The organism is Actinoplanes xinjiangensis, assembly GCF_003148685.1.
In the GTDB taxonomy this organism is placed as follows: domain Bacteria; phylum Actinomycetota; class Actinomycetes; order Mycobacteriales; family Micromonosporaceae; genus Actinoplanes; species Actinoplanes xinjiangensis.
In genome coordinates this window covers 1-17,844 of record NZ_QGGR01000029.1, presented here as the reverse complement: position 1 = coordinate 17,844, position 17,844 = coordinate 1, and the positions used below count along the sequence as shown (strand labels likewise).

Here is a 17,844-nt window from a genome sequence, read left to right as displayed (position 1 = left end):
GATCAGGCCGCCTTCTTGTTCGACGAGGACATCTCGGCCTTCTTCATCTCGTCCGGGGGAAGCAGGCTGCGGAGCTTCTGGGCGACCAGACGCGGGTTCGAGCCGGCCTGGATGGCCAGGACACCGTCGATGACCAGCTCCATCTCCTCGGCCTCGATCGCGCTCAGCCGGGCCAGCCGGGCACCCATCGGAAGCAGGATCATGTTGGCGCTGAGCACGCCCCAGAGGGTGGCGCAGAAGGCCGCGGCGATCGAGTGACCGAGCGTCTCGGGCTTGTCCAGGTTCTCCATGACGAGCACCAGACCCATGACCGTGCCGATGATGCCGATGGTCGGGGCGTAACCACCCCAGGACTCGAAGAACTTCACACCGGCCTTGTCGGCCTTCTTCTTCGCGCCGACCTCGGCGTGCAGGATGTCGTGCAGCTCGTCCGGGTCGGTGCCGTCGATGGCCAGCTGGAGACCCCGCTTGAGGAAGGGGTGCTCGACGGTCTTGACCGCGTCCTCGAGGGCCAGCAGGCCTTCGCGGCGGGCCCGCTCGGCCAGCTTCACGACGCTGTCGAGCAGCTCGGCGGCCGGCGTGACCTTCTTGGTGAAGCCCTTCTTGAGCTGCTCACCGAAGGCCTTCGTGTCCTTCATGACGCCACCCGCCATGGCGGCGGCGAATCCGCCGCCGAAGACGAGCAGCATCGAGGGCCACAGCATGATGGAGGCCGGCGAGCCACCCTCCACGATCTGGACGGTGAAGACGATGGCCAGGCCGAGTGCGACACCGATAATGCTTGCGAGGTCCATCAGCGTTCCTTCCGGTGCAGCGGGAGCACCTTGGCGTCGGAGCCGTCATCGGACGATGGCGAGAAGACGGCGGTGGGCTCGGAGTCGAGGCGGCTGGCCTGGGCGATCAATGAGGCGCGGTAGTGACGTACCGAGTCGATGAACTCGGGCACGGACTCGGCGATGATGTACTTGGTGCCGTCCACCAGGGTGACGACCGTGTCGGGCGTGCAGTCGACGCGCTCGACCAGGTCCGGGTTCAGTGCGAACACGGCACCGTTGATGCGAGTTACGAGGATCAAGACAGTTCCGTCCTTGGGTCGTCCTTGGCTGGTGTAGGCCGTCCGTGGCCTTCGCTTGTTACTTCGGCCTGATCCCGGTTGCCGATGAGATCGAGGCGGTCGCTATCCGGGTGCGAAGCCCTCACCGGTCGCCGATCGCACGAACGGCCGGGACGGGCACGTGTGTGCCCGTCCCGGCCGCCCGGGTGCGATGGTGATTAACGCTTCATGCTCACGAGTTCCTGGAGGATCTCGTCGGAGGTCGTGATGATGCGGCTGTTCGCCTGGAAGCCGCGCTGGGCGACGACCAGGTTGGTGAACTCCTGCGCGAGGTCGACGTTGGACATCTCCAGCGCGCCGGAGATGACCTGACCCATGCCGGCACTGCCGGGTTCGCCGACCTGGGCGTACCCGGAGTTGACCGTGGTCCGGAACAGCGAGTTGCCGACCTTCTCCAGGCCGTTGACGTTCTTGAAGGTCGCCATGGCGACCTGGCCCAGCGTCTGCTTGAGACCGTTGGAGTAGACGCCGATGATCTCGCCGCTGTCGGACACGGTGTAGGAGAGCGAGGTGAGGGCGCCGGCCGTCTGGCCGTCGGTGTCGAACACCCGCGCATCGGTGGTGCCGGAGTACGACGTGACGTCGGCCAGGTCGACCGTGTACGTGGCGGGAGCCGCCCCGACGACGATGCTCTTCAGCACGTTCTCCGGGTCGTCCTCGGCCCCGGTGCTGTCCTTGACCGGCTTGCCGTTCTGGAACTGGAGGGTGACCGGGTCACCGACCGGCGGCAGCGGGGTCGTGGGGTCGCCGTCGTCCTCGCCCAGCAGCTGCACACGCCAGCTCGAGATCGGCGGGTCCACAGTGTTGTTGACCGCGGTCCGGGTGAATTGGGCGGTGACCGTCTGGGTGCCACCCTGCTCGTCGAAGACCTTCACCGGGATCGTGGTGCTGTATCCCGGGTTGTCAGCCGGAACGCCCTCGATCCCGTAGTTGTCCGGGTCGTTCACGTCCGGAATGTTGTCGCTGCTCAGGTTGCCCTTGAGCGTCATCGTCGTGGTCCGCTCCGGCGGGATCGTGGCGCCCAGCGGCATCCGGATGTCACCCGGCTTCGCCGCCGAGTTGACCTTGCCGTCCACCGCGGTCCAGCCCTGCACCGGCTCACCGGTCGAGGTGGCGAGCACGCCGTTCGCGTCGAAGAAGAACGAGCCCGCCCGGGTGTAGAGGTTCTCGTTGCCGCTGCGGGTGATGAAGAAGCCGTCGCCCTGGATCATCATGTCGCCGGACTTGCCGGTGGTCTGTGCCGAGCCCTGGCTGAAGTTCGCGGTGATGCCGGCGACCCGCACCCCGAGGCCGACCTGCGCCGGGTTGGTGCCGGCCATGCCGTCCTGAGGAGAGCCGCCCGCGCCCATCATCTGGCTCAGAGTGTCGTTGAACTGCACCTGGGACGACTTGTAGCCGGTGGTGTTGACGTTCGCGATGTTGTTACCCGTGACGTCGATCATCCGCTGGTGGGCGTTGAGTCCGCTGATACCGGAGTAGAGAGAACGCAGCATGTAGAGAAGTTCCTAACGCGGAGACGATGCCCCTCTTCCGCTTTTCGGGCGGTGGGTGGGGCGGTCGGATGGGGAGTTCAGGCGGTCTTGGTGTCGGTGACTTCCGTGACCTTGGACAGCTGCACATCCGTGTTCCCGACCTTGAGCGTCGGTTCGCTGTCTCCGTTGAGCTTTGCCGCAGTGATCACGCCGGTCTGCATCGCACCGGTGTCGTCCATGTACGTGACCGTTTTGCCGACCAGGGAGCTGGCGCCGATCATGCGCTGCGACTGCAGCATGCCGATCATGTCTTCCAGCTTCTCGACCTGCGTGAACTGGGCGGTCTGCGCCAGGAACGCGGTCGAGTCGGCGGGTTTGGTGGGGTCCTGGTACTTCAACTGCGCGACCAGGAGCTTCATGAAGGTGTCCTTGTCGCCGAGCGATTTACTCTTCGCTTCGGCGGCCTTGGCCGCTGCCACGGCCTTGGCGGGGTCGGCTCCGGTGGGTCCGGACATCGGTGAGGTCATCGACTTCTCCTGTCCCGTAGCAGGCTCAACCTAAGCTTCGGCCCGCCCCCGGATTTGCTTAGACACAAATTTGCGGGCCCGCCGGATGGCGGGCCCGCAAGGGAGAGATCTTCAATTTTGTACGCCTTCGGCGGATCCGCTGGGTCAGGGCGCGAGGGACAGGCTGAGCTTGCCCTTGCCGTACCGGTTGACCTCGACGGACAGGTCGAGGCGCCGGCCCAGGGCCAACAGCACGGCGCGCGCGTCGGCCGGCAGCTCCTGGTTCGGGTAGATCACCTGGTGGAGCTTCACGTGTGGCGACCCCTCCTTGTTGAGGAGGCTGGTGAAGATGTTGCACAGCTCGAAGACGTTCTCCGCCAGGTTCGGGAAGAGCTGTTTCTCGTCGATGCTGTCCTCGGCGGCGCCGGCCGGCAGGAGGCCGAGCGCGGCGCCCGCGTTGGCGGCGAGGCTGAGCGTCATGCCCATCACCGCGAAGATCTTCTGGCCGTTGTCGGTGAAGATCGCCGTGGTGGTGAGCGGCACCTCGGGCGCGCCGATCGGGTCGCCGGGGCTGACCGTCACCTCCCGACCGAGAAGGTCCTCGAAAAGGTTGCGTACGGCTAGAGAGCCGGGAAGAACCGAGACGTCTGACATGTCTTAATCATCCCAAAATAGGAGCGAACACTTCGTCGAATCGCTCAGCGGTGAAGGGTTTGACGATGAAGAACGCCGCGCCGGCGCCTTCGGCGGCTGACTTCATCTCCGGAGTGCTCTCCGAGGTCACGAAGCCGAACTTGACATTGTTGCCGGCGGCACGGAGCTCCCGCAGCACCTCGATGCCGGTCATCTGCGGCATGTTCCAGTCCGAGATCACCAGGTCCGGCTTCTCCGCGGTGACCATGTCGAACGCCTCCTTGCCGTCCGCGGCCTCGACCAGGTCGTGATCTCCGAACCCGGCCTGTCGCAGGGTCCGGACGACGATCTGCCGCATCACCCGGCTGTCATCGGCGATGAGGATCTTCATGCACCCTCCTCCTTGTTGTCGGTGCTGCTCTGCCACATCGATATGGACACCGGTTCGCCTTCCCACATCCCGTACACGCCGCTGATGCGCTCGGTGTTCGGGAATCGCGCCGAAGCCTCCGGCGCGAGTACCACCTGCGGGAGCGACAACTGCGCCCCCGGCGGCAACATCGCCTTGACGTTGCCACCGACGATATTGGCCAGTTCGCCGAGCGTGTCGGACATGTCCTCCTCGCTGACTTCCTCAAGCTCCATGGCGAGGAAGGCGGCCGCGGCGCGCTGGGCGGCGACTCGGGAGGACGCGTACACGACATGCCCGGACCAGGACCCGGTGATCGAAACCGAGGAGTGCACCTCGGACGGCTGGTTTTCGTCGTACGTGGGGATCAGCGGACTGACACCCTCGGGGTCCAGGTACGACTCCCATACCTGTTCCACCATCTCGGCGAGGTCACTCTCGTCGACCTCGACTTCGACACTCATGAGTTCGCTCCGGTCGGGACGAGGCCCAGCAGGGCCAGCTTCTCGATCATGGCGCCTTCGGTGAAGGGCTTGATCACGTATTCGTGGGCGCCCGCGGCGAGTGCCCGGACGATCTGGCTCTGTTCGCTCTCGGTGGTGACCATCACGAGCGTCATCTCCCGCAGTCGCGGATCGGCCCGGACCTTGGTGACGAATTCGAGCCCGTTCATGTTGGGCATGTTCCAGTCGATGAGGGCCAGCTCCGGCACCTCGGTCATGTCGGCCAGGAGGTCCATCGCCTCCTTGCCGTCCCCGGCCTCCACCGCCTCGAAGTTGAGCTTCGTGACGATGCGCTTGAGGATCATGCGCATCGCGCGCGAGTCGTCGATCACCATGGCACGCATCGGCGTCATCCCCTTCTCGCGGCACCGGCGGGCGCCGCTGTACGAGACCGGTAGGCAGAGGTGCGCCCGGCGGCCACCCGTTCGTAGTTGTCGTCGATCCCGATCGTGGTCTCGGCAGCACCGAGGAAGAGCAGTCCGTCCGGGCGCAGGATCTTGGAGGCGTTCTGCAGGACCTGGCGCTTGGTGGCGACGTCGAAGTAGATGAGGACGTTCCGCAGGAAGATCACGTCGAAGGGCTGCATCGGCGGGAACGGTGCGGTCAGGCTCATGTGCTTGAAGGACACGTTCTTGCGCAGCGCCGGAATGATCCGCCAGTGCGCGCCGGCCCGCTCGAAGTACTGCACGAGCTGGGTGGCGGCCAGGCCCCGGTTCACCTCGACCTGGCTGTACTCGGCCTTCTGTGCCCGCTCCACCATCGTGGTGGAGATGTCGGTGCCGAGGATCTCGTACGTCCATCCGGCCGGCAGCGCCTCCTGCAAGGTGATCGCGAGGCTGTACGCCTCCTGCCCGCTGGAGCTGGCCGCGGACCAGAAACGCAGCTTGCGCACGGTGGCCCGGGATTTGATCAGCTCGGGAAGGACGACGTCGGTGAGCGCGGCGAACGGTTCACGGTCCCGGAAGAACGAGGTCTCGTTGGTGGTGAGGGCGTCGATGATCTTCCGCTGGTGCGTCGGGTTGGGGCGTTTCTGGAGGTCACCGATGAACTCGTTGACATTGGCCGATCCGACCGCCCGGGCGACCGGGATGAGCCGGGCCTCGACCAGGTATTCCTTGCCCGGCGCGAGGACGATCGACGCCTCCTTGCGGACCAGGTTGGAGACGAAAGCGAACTCCGCTTGGGACAGCGTCATCGGGCCACCGCCGGCGAACGACCGACCCGGACACGGTTGAGCAGCGCTCCCGCGATCCGGTCCAGCGGCAGCACCTCGTCGGCCAGTCCGGCGGCGACCACGGCGCCGGGCATGCCCCAGACCACCGAGGTCGCCTCGTCCTGTGCCAGCACCTCGGCGCCCGTGTCTCGCAGCACTTTCGCACCACCTCGTCCGTCTTGTCCCATTCCGGTGAGAATCGTGGCGAAGCATGACCCGCCGTACAGCGCGGCCACCGACCGGAACATCACATCGACCGCCGGCCGGCAGGAGTTCTCCTGCGGCCCGCTGTTGAGCTGGGTCATCGTCGCCGTCCCGCGGCGCTGGAAGACCAGGTGCCGGTCACCCGGGGCGATGTAGACCGTGCCGGGGGTGAGTTCCATGCCCTCGCCGGCCTCGACCACCTTCAGCGGCGTGCTCCGGTCCAGTCGCTCGGCGAACATCTTGGTGAACACCGGCGGCATGTGCTGCGTGATCACGATCGGGACGGGCAGGTCGGCGGGCAGTCCGAGCAGCACCTTGGTGAGCGCGTCCGGTCCACCCGTGGACGAGCCGATCGCCAGGATGTCGATCTTCCCGCCGGGACTGCGCTTGACCGCGGGCCTCGCCGGAGCGGGCGGGCCCGCGCCCGGACGTCCCGGGGCTCCGGGCGGGGAGCCGGGCCGCAGCGGCGCCGGACCGGCGGGACGCAACCCGGCCGGTGCGGGCCCACGGCTCGGCGGTCCGGCCGGTGGGCGGCGACGGCCGCCGAGAGCCTGGATCTTCGGTACGAGCTGCTCGCGCACCGCCATCATCGACTCCTGCACGGAGCCGACGTTGCTCGGCTTGGTGACGTAGTCGGTGGCACCCGCGGACAGCGCCTCCAGCGTGGCGGTCGCGCCCGCCGCCGACAGGGTGCTGAACATGATCACCGGGGTGTTGTGCCGCTTGCGCAGCTCACGGACCGCCTCGATGCCGTCCATCTGCGGCATCTCGATGTCCATGGTGATCACGTCGGGTTTGAGCTGATCGATCTTCGCCTGTGCGAGCAGACCGTTCGCGGCGGTGCCGACGACCTGGATGCCCGGCGCTTCGCCGAGAGCATCGACGATCAGCCGACGTACCACCACGGAATCGTCGACGACGAGAACCGAGATCATTCGACCACTCCCTTCAACCGAGCCAGGCCGGGCCGAGCGCCGCGACCACCGGGGCGAGCAGCCGGTGAGCCGTGGCGGTGTCCAGCAAATCGCGCACCACCAGCGCCTGAACGGCACCGCTGAGCATGTTCCAGACCCCTCCGGCACGATCTGCCAGCGGGATCCCGGCCGTATCCACCGCCTGCACCAGCAACATCTGTGCGGCGGCGGCGGTACGGACCCGATCGGAGAGGTACGCCGCCCACGACGCCGAGTGCACGGCGGGCGACCAGCCGGCGGTGTTGCGCCGGGCGTCATCGGCTGAGGTGGAGACCCGTAGCCGGTCCTCCGGCCGCAACGTGCGCAGCCGGTCGAGCAGGGCCGACACCGTGTAGTGGTGCGGGCCCAGGTCGATCGGTGGACCGGACGGCAGCTTCCGTACCGCCGAGACCCACCCGGCGCCGAGCCGGCGGCGGGTCTCCTCGTCCAGCACCTCACGCAGGTAGCTGGCGACCGCGGCGTCGCAGAGCAGGGCCGTGGCGGCGGCCGCGTCCTCGCTCTGCCGTGCGTCCCGGCCGGTGCCTTCCCACGTCCACGACATCACGTCGTAGCGCAGGCAGGTCAGCAACGCGTCCACCGATCCGATCGGCGCACGTTCGACCAGGGCGAGGTTTCCGGCGGGATCGTCCTTGGACATCCCCTTGAGCGTGGGCATCCGCCGCGCGGCGGACTCCACCTCGACCCAGAGCGGCCCGCGGACGTCTTCGTCCGGCAGCCGTTCGGCGAGCACCGGCAGGTCCCCGCTCTGCAGGCGCAGGGCGCGCAGCATCACCTCGGCCGCGGCCGGCCCGCCTTCCAGGCGGGTCAGGTCGAAGCCCAGCACGGGGGCGCTGACCAGGCTGTACATCAGTTGGTGGCGCGGTAGGTGTCGACGGCCTGATTGACGTCGAGAGCCAGCATCAACCGCCCGTCCAGCTTGAACGTGCCCACCACGAGTTCCCTCGTCGGCCCGCTCAGCGTGTCCGGTGGCGGCTCGAACGTCTCGTCGTCGAGATCGACCACCTCGCCGATCTTGTCCACCAGCAGTGACACCGGCTCCCCGTCACCACGCAGGATGACGTTCATGACCGGCCCCTGCAGTGCCTGCCGGGCCAGACCCAGCTGCACCCGCAGGTCCACCGCGGCGATGACCTGACCGCGCAGGTTGAACAGACCACCCACGGCCGGCGGGGCGAGCGGCACCGGGGTGTACTCGTTGTACGAGAGCACCTCCTGCACCGTGTTCACCTCGACGCCGAAGAGCTGGCCGTCCACCTCGAAGGTGGCGAACTGACGACTCGCCATGTCAGGCCTCCACCAGCATGTCGTCCATCGAATCGCTGTAGAAGTTCGGGTCGGCGGCGAGGATGGCCCGGCGCACGTCGAGCAGCTCGGTGACACGTTGCTGGATCACCGCGGTGCCGACCAGGCCGTCCTCCTCGGCGTCGCGGCGTGCGGTCGTCGAGTTCTCGGCGATGTCCACGATCCGGTCCACCACCAGTGCCACACTCTTGCCGCCCTCGCTGTAGACGACCACCGACACGGTGTCGCCCTCCAGCTCCTCGCCGTACGCCCCGAGCAGGTGCGACAGGCGTACCAGCGGCAGGATCTGACCTCGGTACTGGACCACCTCGCGGGAGCCGGCGTGCTCGATCCGGTCGCGGGGGAACTCCTCCAGGCGCGTCACCGTGTCCAGCGGGATCGCCACCCGGCGCTCGCCGACCGCGGTCACGAGCAGACGCTCGGTGCCGCCGCCCTGCTGGCCGCGCTTGTCCGCGACGGTCTCGCGTTCCGAGTCGACGGCGAGGTGCGAGCGACGGGCCAGCGATGACACGTCCAGGATCAGGCCCACCTTGCCGTCGCCCAGGATGGTGGCTCCGGCGTACAACCCGATGTCCTTGAATCTGGTGTTGAGGGCCTTGACGACGACCTCTTCGGTGTTCAGCACCCGGTCGACGACCAGACCGAACCGCCGGCCGTCGGCCTGCAGCACCATGATGTAGACGCCCTGGTCACCGCCGACCTCCAGGCCGAGGGCCCGGTCCAGGCGGACCAGCGGGAGCAGCTTGCCGCGCAGCCGGTAGACCGGTGCGCCGGAGGCGTACTCCACCTTGGTGGTGTTGCCGTCGATGAAGACCAGCTCCAGGACCGCCACCTGCGGGACGACGTAGCGCTGATCCGCGCAGTCGACGGTGAGGGCCTGGATGATGGCGAGCGTCAGCGGGATGGTGAGCCGCCAGACCGTACCCTCGCCGGGTGTCGAGTCGACGCTGACCGCGCCGCCGATGTTCTCGATGTTGGTCTTGACCACGTCCATGCCGACGCCGCGGCCGGAGACGTTGGTGACCTTCGCGGCCGTGGAGAAGCCCGGCTGGAAGACCATCGCCATGATGTCGCGCTTGTCCATGTTCGGAATCTGCTCCGGGCGGAGCAGTCCGTTCTCCACGGCCTTCTGCGCGATCCGCTCGACGTTCAGGCCGGCGCCGTTGTCGGCGACCTCGACCGCGACGTGCCCACCCTCGTGGTACGCCCGGAGCGTGAGCGTGCCCTCGGGGTCCTTGCCGCTGGCGATCCGCCGCTCCGGCTCCTCGATGCCGTGGTCGACCGCGTTGCGCACGAGGTGGGTCAGCGGGTCCTTGACCGCCTCCAGGAGGCTCCGGTCGAGTTCGGTCTCCTTGCCCTCCATCACGAGCGCGACCTGCTTGCCGAGCGAGTTGCTCAGGTCCCGGACGACGCGGGGAAGCTTCGACCAGATGTGCTCGATGGGCTGCATCCGGGTCTTCATGATGCCCTCTTGCAGCTCACTGGTGATCATGCCGAGCCGCTGGGCGCTACGGACCAGACCGGAGTCGCCGATCTCCATCACGCCCCGGACCAGCTGATTCCGGGCCAGGACCAGCTCACCGACCATGTTCATCAGGGTGTCGAGCAGGTCGACGTCGACCCGGATCGCACTGTCGGCGATGCTGCGCTTCGGGGCCTGTGACTGGAGCGCCTCGTTGACCGCGGTCGGCGCCGCCTTGCCCTCTTCGAGCAGGATCGTGCCGAGCTTGCGCTCGTCACCCTCGATCTGCTGCTGGAGGGCCGATGCGACGTCGGAGGGCTGCGCCGCGCCGGCGTCGACGAGCATCTGACCGAGCGGCTGGCGCTGGTCCGAGACCGGCTCGGGGGCCGGGCGGGCGGCCGGAGCCTCCTGCTCGACACTCGCCGGGGCCTCCGCCCCGGCGGCCGGGGCGGCCTCGGCGGCGGCCGGAGCCGCCGCTGCGGCATCCGTCGGCGCATCCATCTGCGCCTTGATCCGGACGATCATGCTCTCGATGTCGACCTCGGCCTCGGACCCGTTCTCCTCGATCGAGGCGAGGATCGACCGCACGCCGTCGATGCAGAGCAACAGAACGGTGATGGTCTCCGGGGTGACCGGCTGGACGCCGTCGCGCAGCCGGGAGAGCAGTGACTCTCCCGCGTGCGCCAACTTCTCCAGACGGGAGAACGCCAGGAATCCGCTGGTCCCCTTGATCGTGTGGATCGCCCGGAAGATGCGGGAGATCAGGTCACGGGAGCCCGGCTCCTGTTCGAGGCTGACGAGGTCCCGGTCGATCTGGTCCAGGTTCTCATGGCTCTCCATGAGGAATTCGCCAACGATCTCGCCAAGGTCTTCCACGACTTGCTACCTCCTGCTCGGCTTCACTGCCCTCATCGACCCCTCGGGGCACCAACTGAGAAGATCGCCCGGTACGCCGGAATGATCAGGACTCCCCGCCCGGGCGGCGGTAGCGATAGCCGAACCCGCGCACCGATTCGATCGGTGACTCCTCGGGGTCGGACCAGCCGAGCTTGCGCCGCAGCCGCAGCACCGCGAACTTGACCCGCTCCTGACCGATGCCGGTCGGGTCGTCCCAGGCCTGGGTAAGCAGCTGGTTCGGCGAGAGAACCGCGCCGGCATGCCGCACCAACGCGTTGAGCAGGCGGAACTCGGTCGGAGTGAGGCGCTTCTCCTCACCCTTGACATAGACCCGGCGCTTGGTCGGGTCGAGGTGCACCAGGCCGTCGTCGTAGACCTGGCTGGCCCAGCTGTTCTGTCCGGAGGAGGAGCGCCGCAGCAGGGCCTCCACCCGGGCCAGCAATTCGTTGTTGGCGAACGGCTTGGTCAGGTAGTCGTCGGCGCCGCCCCGTAGGCCGCGCACCTTCTCCGCCTCCTGGCCGTGTGCGGTGAGGACGAGCACCGGCACATCCGAGACGTCCCGCAGCCGCTCCAGCACCTGCCAGCCGTCCATCTCCGGCAGGCCGACGTCCAGCACCACCAGATCGGGGTGTTCGGCGTAGGCCTCTTTCAGCCCGGAGCGGCCGTCGGCGGCGTGCGCCACCTCGTAACCGGCCCGGCTGAACAACAACCGGAGAGCGAGTGCGATGTCCGGGTCGTCCTCGACCACGAGTAGGCGACTCATCGTGTGCTCACCCTGTCCCTAACCCGCACTGGCGGCGCAAAACCACCATATAGCGTGATGTCATCGCCTATTTACGGACAGTGACAGTCTAGCGTCGGGTGACGGGGTCCGAGCCGGTCCGCGAGGATCCGCTGAGACGGGCCGAACGCCGAGCGACCCACCGGCCCGAGCGGGACATCCCTACAGCCTGACATTTCTTCTACGGCTTATCGCCCTTTCCGAGAAAGATGTGACACGCCGCGAGGTACGGGGTGCGATAGCCGTGACGGGCGATCCGCGCCCGGTCAATGCGATCCGGGAGGCACCCGTGTTCGACCTGGTGGTACGACGTGTCGCCGCGCTCGCGGCGGCGCCCGCGCTGTTCGCACTCTCCGCACCGGCCCTGGCCCAGGGACCGGTCGTGCCGCCGCGCCCCCAGGGAACCCCGTCACCACCGGCCGCCACGGCACCCGTCATCCCGGGAGCACCCCGGGCCGCCGCGGCTCCGGCCGCACCGCCCGCCACCCGGCCCAAGCCTTCTCTCAACCCGGTCCAGGTACGGGCCCGCGCCGTCATGGTGCAGGTCGTCCGGCTGACCAACGAGGAACGCCGGGAGGCCGGCTGTCCCGCGCTGGCGGTCGACGGCCACCTGGTCACCGCGTCGTTGCGGCAGAGCAACTACATGGCCCGGACCAGGCTGTTCAGCCACGTCTGGCGGGACGGCTCGACCTTCGTCGACCGCAGTACCGAGTCCGGTTACCGGCAGCCGGCCGGGGAGAACATCGCCTGGGGTTACCGCACCGCGCCCGAGGTGGTGAAGGCCTGGATGGCCAGCCCCGGGCACCGCCGCAACATCCTCAACTGCAAGGCCAGGTCGTTCGGCGCCGGAGTGGCCTACTCCGCCGACGGCACTCCTTATTACACGCAGGTGTTCGGGTGGGTGTGAGCCACCGGAACCCGGTCAGAGCGCGCAGTTGATCAGCACCGGCTCCGGGTGCAACTCGACGCCGAACCTGGCCCGGACCCCGTCACGGATGGTCCGGGCCAGATCCAGCAGCGCTGTCGTGGTGCCCGCCCCCCGGTTGGTGAGCGCGAGGGTGTGCTTGCCGGAGATGGCCACCCCGTCACCGGCGAAACCCTTCGGGAAACCGGCGTGCTCGATCAGCCAGGCCGCCGGGAGCTTGACCGTCCCGTCGGCGCCCGGCCAGTTCGGCACCTCGCCGAGGCTTTCCAGCACGGCGGACGGAACCACCGGGTTGGTGAAGAACGAGCCGACCGACCAGGTGTCGCGGTCCTCCGGGTCGAGCACCATGCCCTTCCCCGCGCGCAGCTTGAGCACGGTGTCCCGGGCCTGGCGCAGCGGCACCCGGTCGCCGGCCCCGGCACCGAGCGAGCGGGCCAGCTCCGCATACCGGATCGGGGCCGACTCGCCCGACCGGGCCAGCCGGAAGTCGACCGCGGTGACCAGGAAACGGTCGTCGTGCTTGAAGACGCTGGTCCGGTACCCGAAGCGGCACTCCTGCGGGGTCATCACCCGGATCTCGTCGGCCACCCGGTCGTACGCGTGCACCGCCTCGATGGTGTGCGCCACCTCCTGGCCGTACGCCCCGACGTTCTGGATCGGGGTGGACCCGGCGGCGCCCGGGATGCCGGACAGGCATTCGACACCGGACAGGCCGTTCGTCACCGCGTACGCCACGAAATCGTCCCAGGGCTCGCCCGCGGCGACCCGCACCAGGACGCCGGCGGCGTCCTCACCGGTGACCTCGACGCCCCGGGTACGCAGCAGCAGCACCTCACCGTCGAAGCCGTCGTCGCCGATCACCACGTTGCTGCCCCCGGCGAGGACCAGCAGCCGGCGACCGGCCGCCGCGGCCGAGCGCACCGCACCGACCGCCTCGTCCGTATGGACCGCGGTGGTCACTGTGCCTGCGGGCCCGCCGAGGCGTAGCGTCGTGTACGCCGACAGGAATCTCTCCGGGGCCGAAGGGGTATCAGTCACGACGCCAACCCTAAGGTCCGCCCGAGGGGAAGGTTCACCGGCGGTCAGGCGAGCGGGGAGACTGCGATGAACAGGTTGCACGCGACGAAGGATTTCTGGCTCGGGGCGCTGCGCGCCGATGGGCCGGCACTCTGGGACGCCGTCGCCGAGATGGGCCCGGAGCCGGCGGTTCCCGGCTGCCCGGACTGGACCGTGGCCGACCTCGCCCACCATGTCACCGAGGTGCTGCACTGGGTGCGCGGCACGGTGGCGCGCGGGGTCACCTCCGTCCCGGAGAGCGCACCGACCCTGCCCCGCAGTGACTGGCCGGAGACGCTCGACCTGTTGCGGCGCGAACTGACCGGCACGATCGAGACGCTGGAGGCGCTCGATCAGGACTTCCCGGCGTGGAACTGGGCACCCCAGCCGAAACGGGCCGGCTTCTGGGACCGCCGGATGGCACACGAGATCTCGGTGCACCGGTGGGACGCGGAGTCGGCCGCGGGCCGGGCCACGCCGATCGAGACGAAACTCGCGACCGACGGCGTCGGCGAGATCCTGGACACGTGGCTGCCGGCCGGCCGGCGCCAGGGGCCGACCGATCTGCACGGCGTCGTGCACCTGGTCGGCACGGACGCCGGGCAGGAGTGGTTCATCCGGCTTCGTGGCGCGGGGATCGCCCTGCTGGACACCGGCACGATTCTGGACAGCGACGATCATCACGCGCGGGCCAAGGCGACCGGCAGCGTGAGCGACCTGCAATTGGCCCTGATGGGCCGCAAACGAGCGGACCAATTGGCGCTCAGTGGGGACCCTCGCCTCTTCCAGGCGCTGCGTACCGGCTGAACTTTGACCGCCGTACCCTTGTTGGAGCGCTCTCAGGCCGTAAGATGAACCGGTTAAGTTCGGCGGATCATCAGGAGCAGATGACATGACGGCAACCGTCACGTCCACGTCGGCGCAGCCGGCCCCGACGGGGATCACCTTCCCCGAAGGCTTCGTCTGGGGGACGGCCACGGCCTCGTACCAGATCGAGGGCGCTGTCAGGGAGGACGGTCGCGGCCCGTCCATCTGGGACACCTTCAGCCGTACGCCGGGAAAGGTCCACGCGGGCCACACCGGTGACGTCGCGTGCGATCACTACCACCGGTATGCCGAGGACGTCGCCCTGATGGCCGACCTCAACCTCGGCGCCTACCGTTTCTCGGTCGCCTGGCCGCGCATCCGCCCGGACGGCACCGGTCCGGTCAACACCCGCGGCCTCGACTTCTACGACCGGCTCACCGACGAGCTGCTCAGCAAGGGCATCGACCCGGTCGTCACGCTCTACCACTGGGACCTCCCGCAGACGCTGGAGGACCGCGGCGGCTGGACCGTGCGGGAGACCGCCGAGGCCTTCGCCGAGTACGCGCAGATCGTCTACGGCCGTCTCGGCGACCGGGTCGGCACCTGGACCACGCTGAACGAACCGTGGTGCGCGGCCTACCTCGGTTACGGCAACGGCATCCACGCCCCCGGCCGTCAGGACCCGGCCGGCTCGCTGGCCGCCGTCCACCACCTCAACCTGGCCCACGGCCTGGCCGCCCGGGCGCTGCGCTCGGCCGGCGCGCAGAGCATCAGCATCACGCTCAACCCGTGTGAGGTCTCCCCGCTCGACCCGACGAACCCGGCCGACGTCGAGGCCGCCCGCGTCATCGACGGCGTCGCCAACCGGATCTTCCTCGACCCGCTGCTGCGCGGCCACTACCCGGCCGACGTGCTCGAACACGTCTCGCGGATCACCGACCTGTCCTTCATCAAGGACGGCGACGAGACGATCATCAACGCGCCGATCGACGTGCTGGGCATCAACTTCTACACCCCGTCGTACGTGTCGGCGAAGCCCGGCCAGCCTGCCGCCCTCGACTACCCGGGCAGCGAGGGCATCGCCTTCCGCAAGCCGGTCGGCCCGGTCACCGACATGGGCTGGCAGATCGAGCCGGCGTCGCTGACCCGACTGCTCACCCGCATCCACCGGGACTACCCGGGCACCCCGCTGATGATCACCGAGAACGGCGCGGCCTACCCCGAGGGCGTCCACGACCCGCTGCGTATCGAGTACGTCGACGCCCACCTGCGCGCCTGCCACGACGCCCTGGCCGCCGGCGTCGACCTCCGCGGCTACTTCGCCTGGTCATTGATGGACAACTTCGAATGGGCCGAGGGGTACGCGAAGCGCTTCGGTATCGTGCACGTCGACTACACGACGCAGCAGCGTGTGCTCAAGGACAGCGCGAAGTGGTACCGCGAGGTGATCCGGCGTAACGGCCTGGAGTGATCCCCGCGATCGCCGGACCATCGACGACGGGAGCGGGTTGTGACGACGCGGGAACGGCCGACTCTGGAAGCGGTCGCCCGTCGAGCCGGGGTGTCCCGGGCGACGGTGTCCCGCGTCGTCAACGGATCCACCACCGTCGCGGCCACCATCCGTGAGGCCGTCAACCGGGCCGTCGAGGAGCTCGGTTACGTGCCGAACCAGGCGGCCCGGAGCCTCGTCACCCGGCAGACCGACTCGATCGCACTGATCCTGCCGGAGACCGCGAACCGGGTCTTCTCCGACGACCTGTTCTTCCCGGCCATCATCCGCGGTGTCGGCTCCGAGTTGGAGGCCGCCGACAAGCAGCTGGTGCTGATGATGGCCGGCTCGGCCGCCGGATACCACCGGGTCGAGCGCTACGCCGTCGCCGGCCACGTCGACGGCGTCATGTTCGCCTCCATCCACGGCGCCGACCCGCTACCCGGCCTGCTGGCCCGCCGCGGCATCCCGGTGATCTGCAGCGGCCGCCCGATGCTCGCCGACCCGCCGGTCCCCTACGTGGACGTCGACCACGCCGGCGGAGTCGCCGCGGCCCTCGACCTCCTGATCACGTCCGGACGCCGGCGGATCGCGACGATAGCCGGGCCGCAGGACATGGTGGCCGGCCTCGAACGCCTCACCGGATACCACGAGACCCTCCGCCGGGCCGGCCTGCCGTCCCTGGTGGCGGCCGGCGACTTCACCCGCGAATCCGGGGTCACCGCGATGCGCGCCCTCCTCGCCCAGGACCCCGACCTCGACGCGGTCTTCGCCGCCTCCGACCTGATGGCCCACGGCGCTCTCCAGGCGCTGCGTGACGCCGGTCGCCGCGTACCGGACGACGTCGCGGTGATCGGCTTCGACGACTTCGAGATCAGCCGGTACAGCGACCCGCCGCTCACCACGGTCCGCCAGCCGATCGCCGAGGCCGGCCGGGTGATGGCCCGCCAGATGCTGCGCCTGATCGCCGGCGACCCCGACATCGATCCGGCGATCATCCTGCCCACCGAGCTGATCACCCGAGCCTCCGCCTGACCCCTTCCGGCCGCCCCCCACGCGCAGCGCCCACCTCACAGCGCATCCACCTCACAGCGCACCCACTTCGCCTGGCGTCCAACTAGCGGTGCGACCAGCGCCCGGTGCATCCGGCTCGCGGTGCATCCAGTCCGCGGTGCATCCAGCCCGCAACGCGCCCGCCTTCGGGATGCGCCTAGCTCGCCCACCTAGCAGCGCGTCTACCTCGCGATACGCTCAGCTCGCTGGGTGTCCGGCTCGCGCGGGCCGGGCTCTCAGCGGCTGTCCGGCTGGTGCCGCTGGTCACCGGCCACACCGTGAGCGATCGCGGCCGTGTCGGCGCCGAACAGGACGAGCGTCGCCGTCCGCAGATGCTCAGGCCGGGCCGCGCGGAGCACGGTGAGCGCCTGCCGAACCGCGTCCTCGACCGGCCACCGGTAGATGCCGGCCGAGATCAGCGGGAACGCGATCGACCCGGCACCGAGCTCGTCGGCGACGCGCAGCGAGTTGGCGTAGCAGGCCCGCAGCAGTTCCGACCGGTCCTCCTCGGCGCTGAAGACCGGTCCGACGGTGTGCACCACCCACGTCGCGGGAAGTCGGCCGGCAGTGGTCGCGACGGCCTGTCCGGTCGGCAAGCCCCGCCCGTACTTCGAGGCACGCAGCATCCGGGTCTCCGCCAGGATCTCGGGGCCACCTTTCCGATGGATCGCCCCGTCCACACCACCGCCACCGAGCAGCGACGAGTTGGCCGCGTTGACGATCACGTCGACCCGCTGAACCGTGATGTCGCCATCGATCAGTTCGATGTCCACCCGTAGAACCGTATCCGCACCGCCGGCTCCGGCCGGCCGCCGCACTGTCGCCCCAGCGGAGGACCGGTCCCGCGGTCAAGGGCGCCGCCTACTGTCCCCGCGGATCGAACCGGGCGGCTGCACCGGCAAGAGACGTCAGGCGCACACGATCGGGAATCGTGGATGCTCGTCGCTGCTATAGAGCCTGTTTCTGATCTATATAGCGGTGGTTGTGGTACGGGCGTGGCGGCGGGTCATCTGAAGGATTGCCGCCCAGTAGATAATGGTTTCG

General features: G+C 68.8%; 20 protein-coding genes. 4 read left to right on the top strand and 16 right to left on the bottom strand.

What is annotated here, in order from left to right; all coding sequences use genetic code 11:
- Positions 1-2 precede the first annotated feature (2 nt).
- The 14 genes from BC793_RS39775 to BC793_RS39710 form a co-directional block, all read right to left on the bottom strand.
- Complete coding sequence (locus tag BC793_RS39775; protein WP_109601793.1) at positions 3-794, bottom strand: motility protein A; 792 nt, start codon at positions 792-794, stop codon at positions 3-5.
- Positions 794-1,075 carry a flagellar FlbD family protein gene (locus tag BC793_RS39770; protein ID WP_109601792.1) on the bottom strand — a complete coding sequence of 94 codons (282 nt, stop codon included), beginning with the start codon at positions 1,073-1,075 and terminating at the stop codon, positions 794-796. Before BC793_RS39770 ends, BC793_RS39775 begins: the two co-directional genes overlap by 1 nt.
- 197 nt (positions 1,076-1,272) lie before the next feature.
- On the bottom strand, positions 1,273-2,607 hold the full coding sequence (locus BC793_RS39765) for a flagellar hook protein FlgE (protein WP_109601791.1): 1,335 nt from the start codon (positions 2,605-2,607) through the stop codon (positions 1,273-1,275).
- 77 nt (positions 2,608-2,684) lie between these two features.
- Positions 2,685-3,113, bottom strand: coding sequence for a flagellar hook assembly protein FlgD (locus BC793_RS39760; RefSeq protein WP_109601790.1), 429 nt, complete (start codon positions 3,111-3,113; stop codon positions 2,685-2,687).
- A gap of 144 nt (positions 3,114-3,257) precedes the next feature.
- Entirely contained in the window at positions 3,258-3,746 is a 489-nt protein-coding gene (locus tag BC793_RS39755; RefSeq protein WP_109601789.1) for a hypothetical protein, read from the bottom strand.
- 7 nt (positions 3,747-3,753) lie between these two features.
- On the bottom strand, positions 3,754-4,116 hold the full coding sequence (locus BC793_RS39750) for a response regulator (protein ID WP_109601788.1): 363 nt from the start codon (positions 4,114-4,116) through the stop codon (positions 3,754-3,756).
- Positions 4,113-4,598 carry a chemotaxis protein CheX gene (locus BC793_RS39745; protein ID WP_109601787.1) on the bottom strand — a complete coding sequence of 162 codons (486 nt, stop codon included), beginning with the start codon at positions 4,596-4,598 and terminating at the stop codon, positions 4,113-4,115. Before BC793_RS39745 ends, BC793_RS39750 begins: the two co-directional genes overlap by 4 nt.
- The gene (locus BC793_RS39740) at positions 4,595-4,981 is read right to left on the bottom strand and encodes a response regulator (RefSeq protein WP_173476755.1); all 387 of its coding nucleotides are present in this window, start codon (positions 4,979-4,981) and stop codon (positions 4,595-4,597) included. The genes BC793_RS39745 and BC793_RS39740 overlap by 4 nt, the downstream gene beginning before the upstream one ends.
- 5 nt (positions 4,982-4,986) lie before the next feature.
- Complete coding sequence (locus BC793_RS39735; RefSeq protein ID WP_109601786.1) at positions 4,987-5,832, bottom strand: CheR family methyltransferase; 846 nt, start codon at positions 5,830-5,832, stop codon at positions 4,987-4,989.
- Positions 5,829-6,989: a protein-glutamate methylesterase/protein-glutamine glutaminase gene (locus BC793_RS39730; protein WP_109601785.1), complete on the bottom strand. Its 1,161-nt coding sequence runs from the start codon at positions 6,987-6,989 to the stop codon at positions 5,829-5,831. The genes BC793_RS39735 and BC793_RS39730 overlap by 4 nt, the downstream gene beginning before the upstream one ends.
- Before the next feature lie 13 nt (positions 6,990-7,002).
- The gene (locus BC793_RS39725; protein ID WP_109601784.1) at positions 7,003-7,875 is read right to left on the bottom strand and encodes a hypothetical protein; all 873 of its coding nucleotides are present in this window, start codon (positions 7,873-7,875) and stop codon (positions 7,003-7,005) included.
- Positions 7,875-8,312, bottom strand: coding sequence for a chemotaxis protein CheW (locus BC793_RS39720; protein ID WP_109601783.1), 438 nt, complete (start codon positions 8,310-8,312; stop codon positions 7,875-7,877). The genes BC793_RS39725 and BC793_RS39720 overlap by 1 nt, the downstream gene beginning before the upstream one ends.
- Before the next feature lies 1 nt (position 8,313).
- Entirely contained in the window at positions 8,314-10,668 is a 2,355-nt protein-coding gene (locus BC793_RS39715; protein ID WP_109601782.1) for a chemotaxis protein CheA, read from the bottom strand.
- A gap of 85 nt (positions 10,669-10,753) precedes the next feature.
- Positions 10,754-11,452, bottom strand: a complete 699-nt coding sequence (locus tag BC793_RS39710) for a response regulator transcription factor (protein ID WP_109601781.1) — start codon at positions 11,450-11,452, stop codon at positions 10,754-10,756.
- 262 nt (positions 11,453-11,714) lie between these two features.
- Between BC793_RS39710 and BC793_RS39705 the strand changes: the two genes are divergently transcribed.
- Complete coding sequence (locus BC793_RS39705) at positions 11,715-12,377, top strand: CAP domain-containing protein (RefSeq protein ID WP_239170573.1); 663 nt, start codon at positions 11,715-11,717, stop codon at positions 12,375-12,377.
- Positions 12,378-12,392: 15 nt separating this feature from the next.
- On the opposite strand, the gene BC793_RS39700 is transcribed toward BC793_RS39705, so the two are convergent.
- Entirely contained in the window at positions 12,393-13,433 is a 1,041-nt protein-coding gene (locus BC793_RS39700) for a UDP-N-acetylmuramate dehydrogenase (protein WP_109601780.1), read from the bottom strand.
- Positions 13,434-13,499: 66 nt separating this feature from the next.
- Here BC793_RS39700 and BC793_RS39695 point away from each other — a divergent pair, with 66 nt between their 5' ends.
- The 3 genes from BC793_RS39695 (at position 13,500) to BC793_RS39685 (ending at position 16,782) form a co-directional block, all read left to right on the top strand.
- Positions 13,500-14,258: a maleylpyruvate isomerase family mycothiol-dependent enzyme gene (locus tag BC793_RS39695; protein ID WP_109601779.1), complete on the top strand. Its 759-nt coding sequence runs from the start codon at positions 13,500-13,502 to the stop codon at positions 14,256-14,258.
- Between the two features lie 85 nt (positions 14,259-14,343).
- Positions 14,344-15,729: a GH1 family beta-glucosidase gene (locus tag BC793_RS39690; RefSeq protein WP_109601778.1), complete on the top strand. Its 1,386-nt coding sequence runs from the start codon at positions 14,344-14,346 to the stop codon at positions 15,727-15,729.
- Between the two features lie 39 nt (positions 15,730-15,768).
- Positions 15,769-16,782, top strand: a complete 1,014-nt coding sequence (locus BC793_RS39685) for a LacI family DNA-binding transcriptional regulator (RefSeq protein WP_109601777.1) — start codon at positions 15,769-15,771, stop codon at positions 16,780-16,782.
- Positions 16,783-17,036: 254 nt separating this feature from the next.
- On the opposite strand, the gene BC793_RS39680 is transcribed toward BC793_RS39685, so the two are convergent.
- On the bottom strand, positions 17,037-17,573 hold the full coding sequence (locus tag BC793_RS39680; RefSeq protein ID WP_109601776.1) for an O-acetyl-ADP-ribose deacetylase: 537 nt from the start codon (positions 17,571-17,573) through the stop codon (positions 17,037-17,039).
- Between the last annotated feature and the right edge of the window lie 271 nt (positions 17,574-17,844).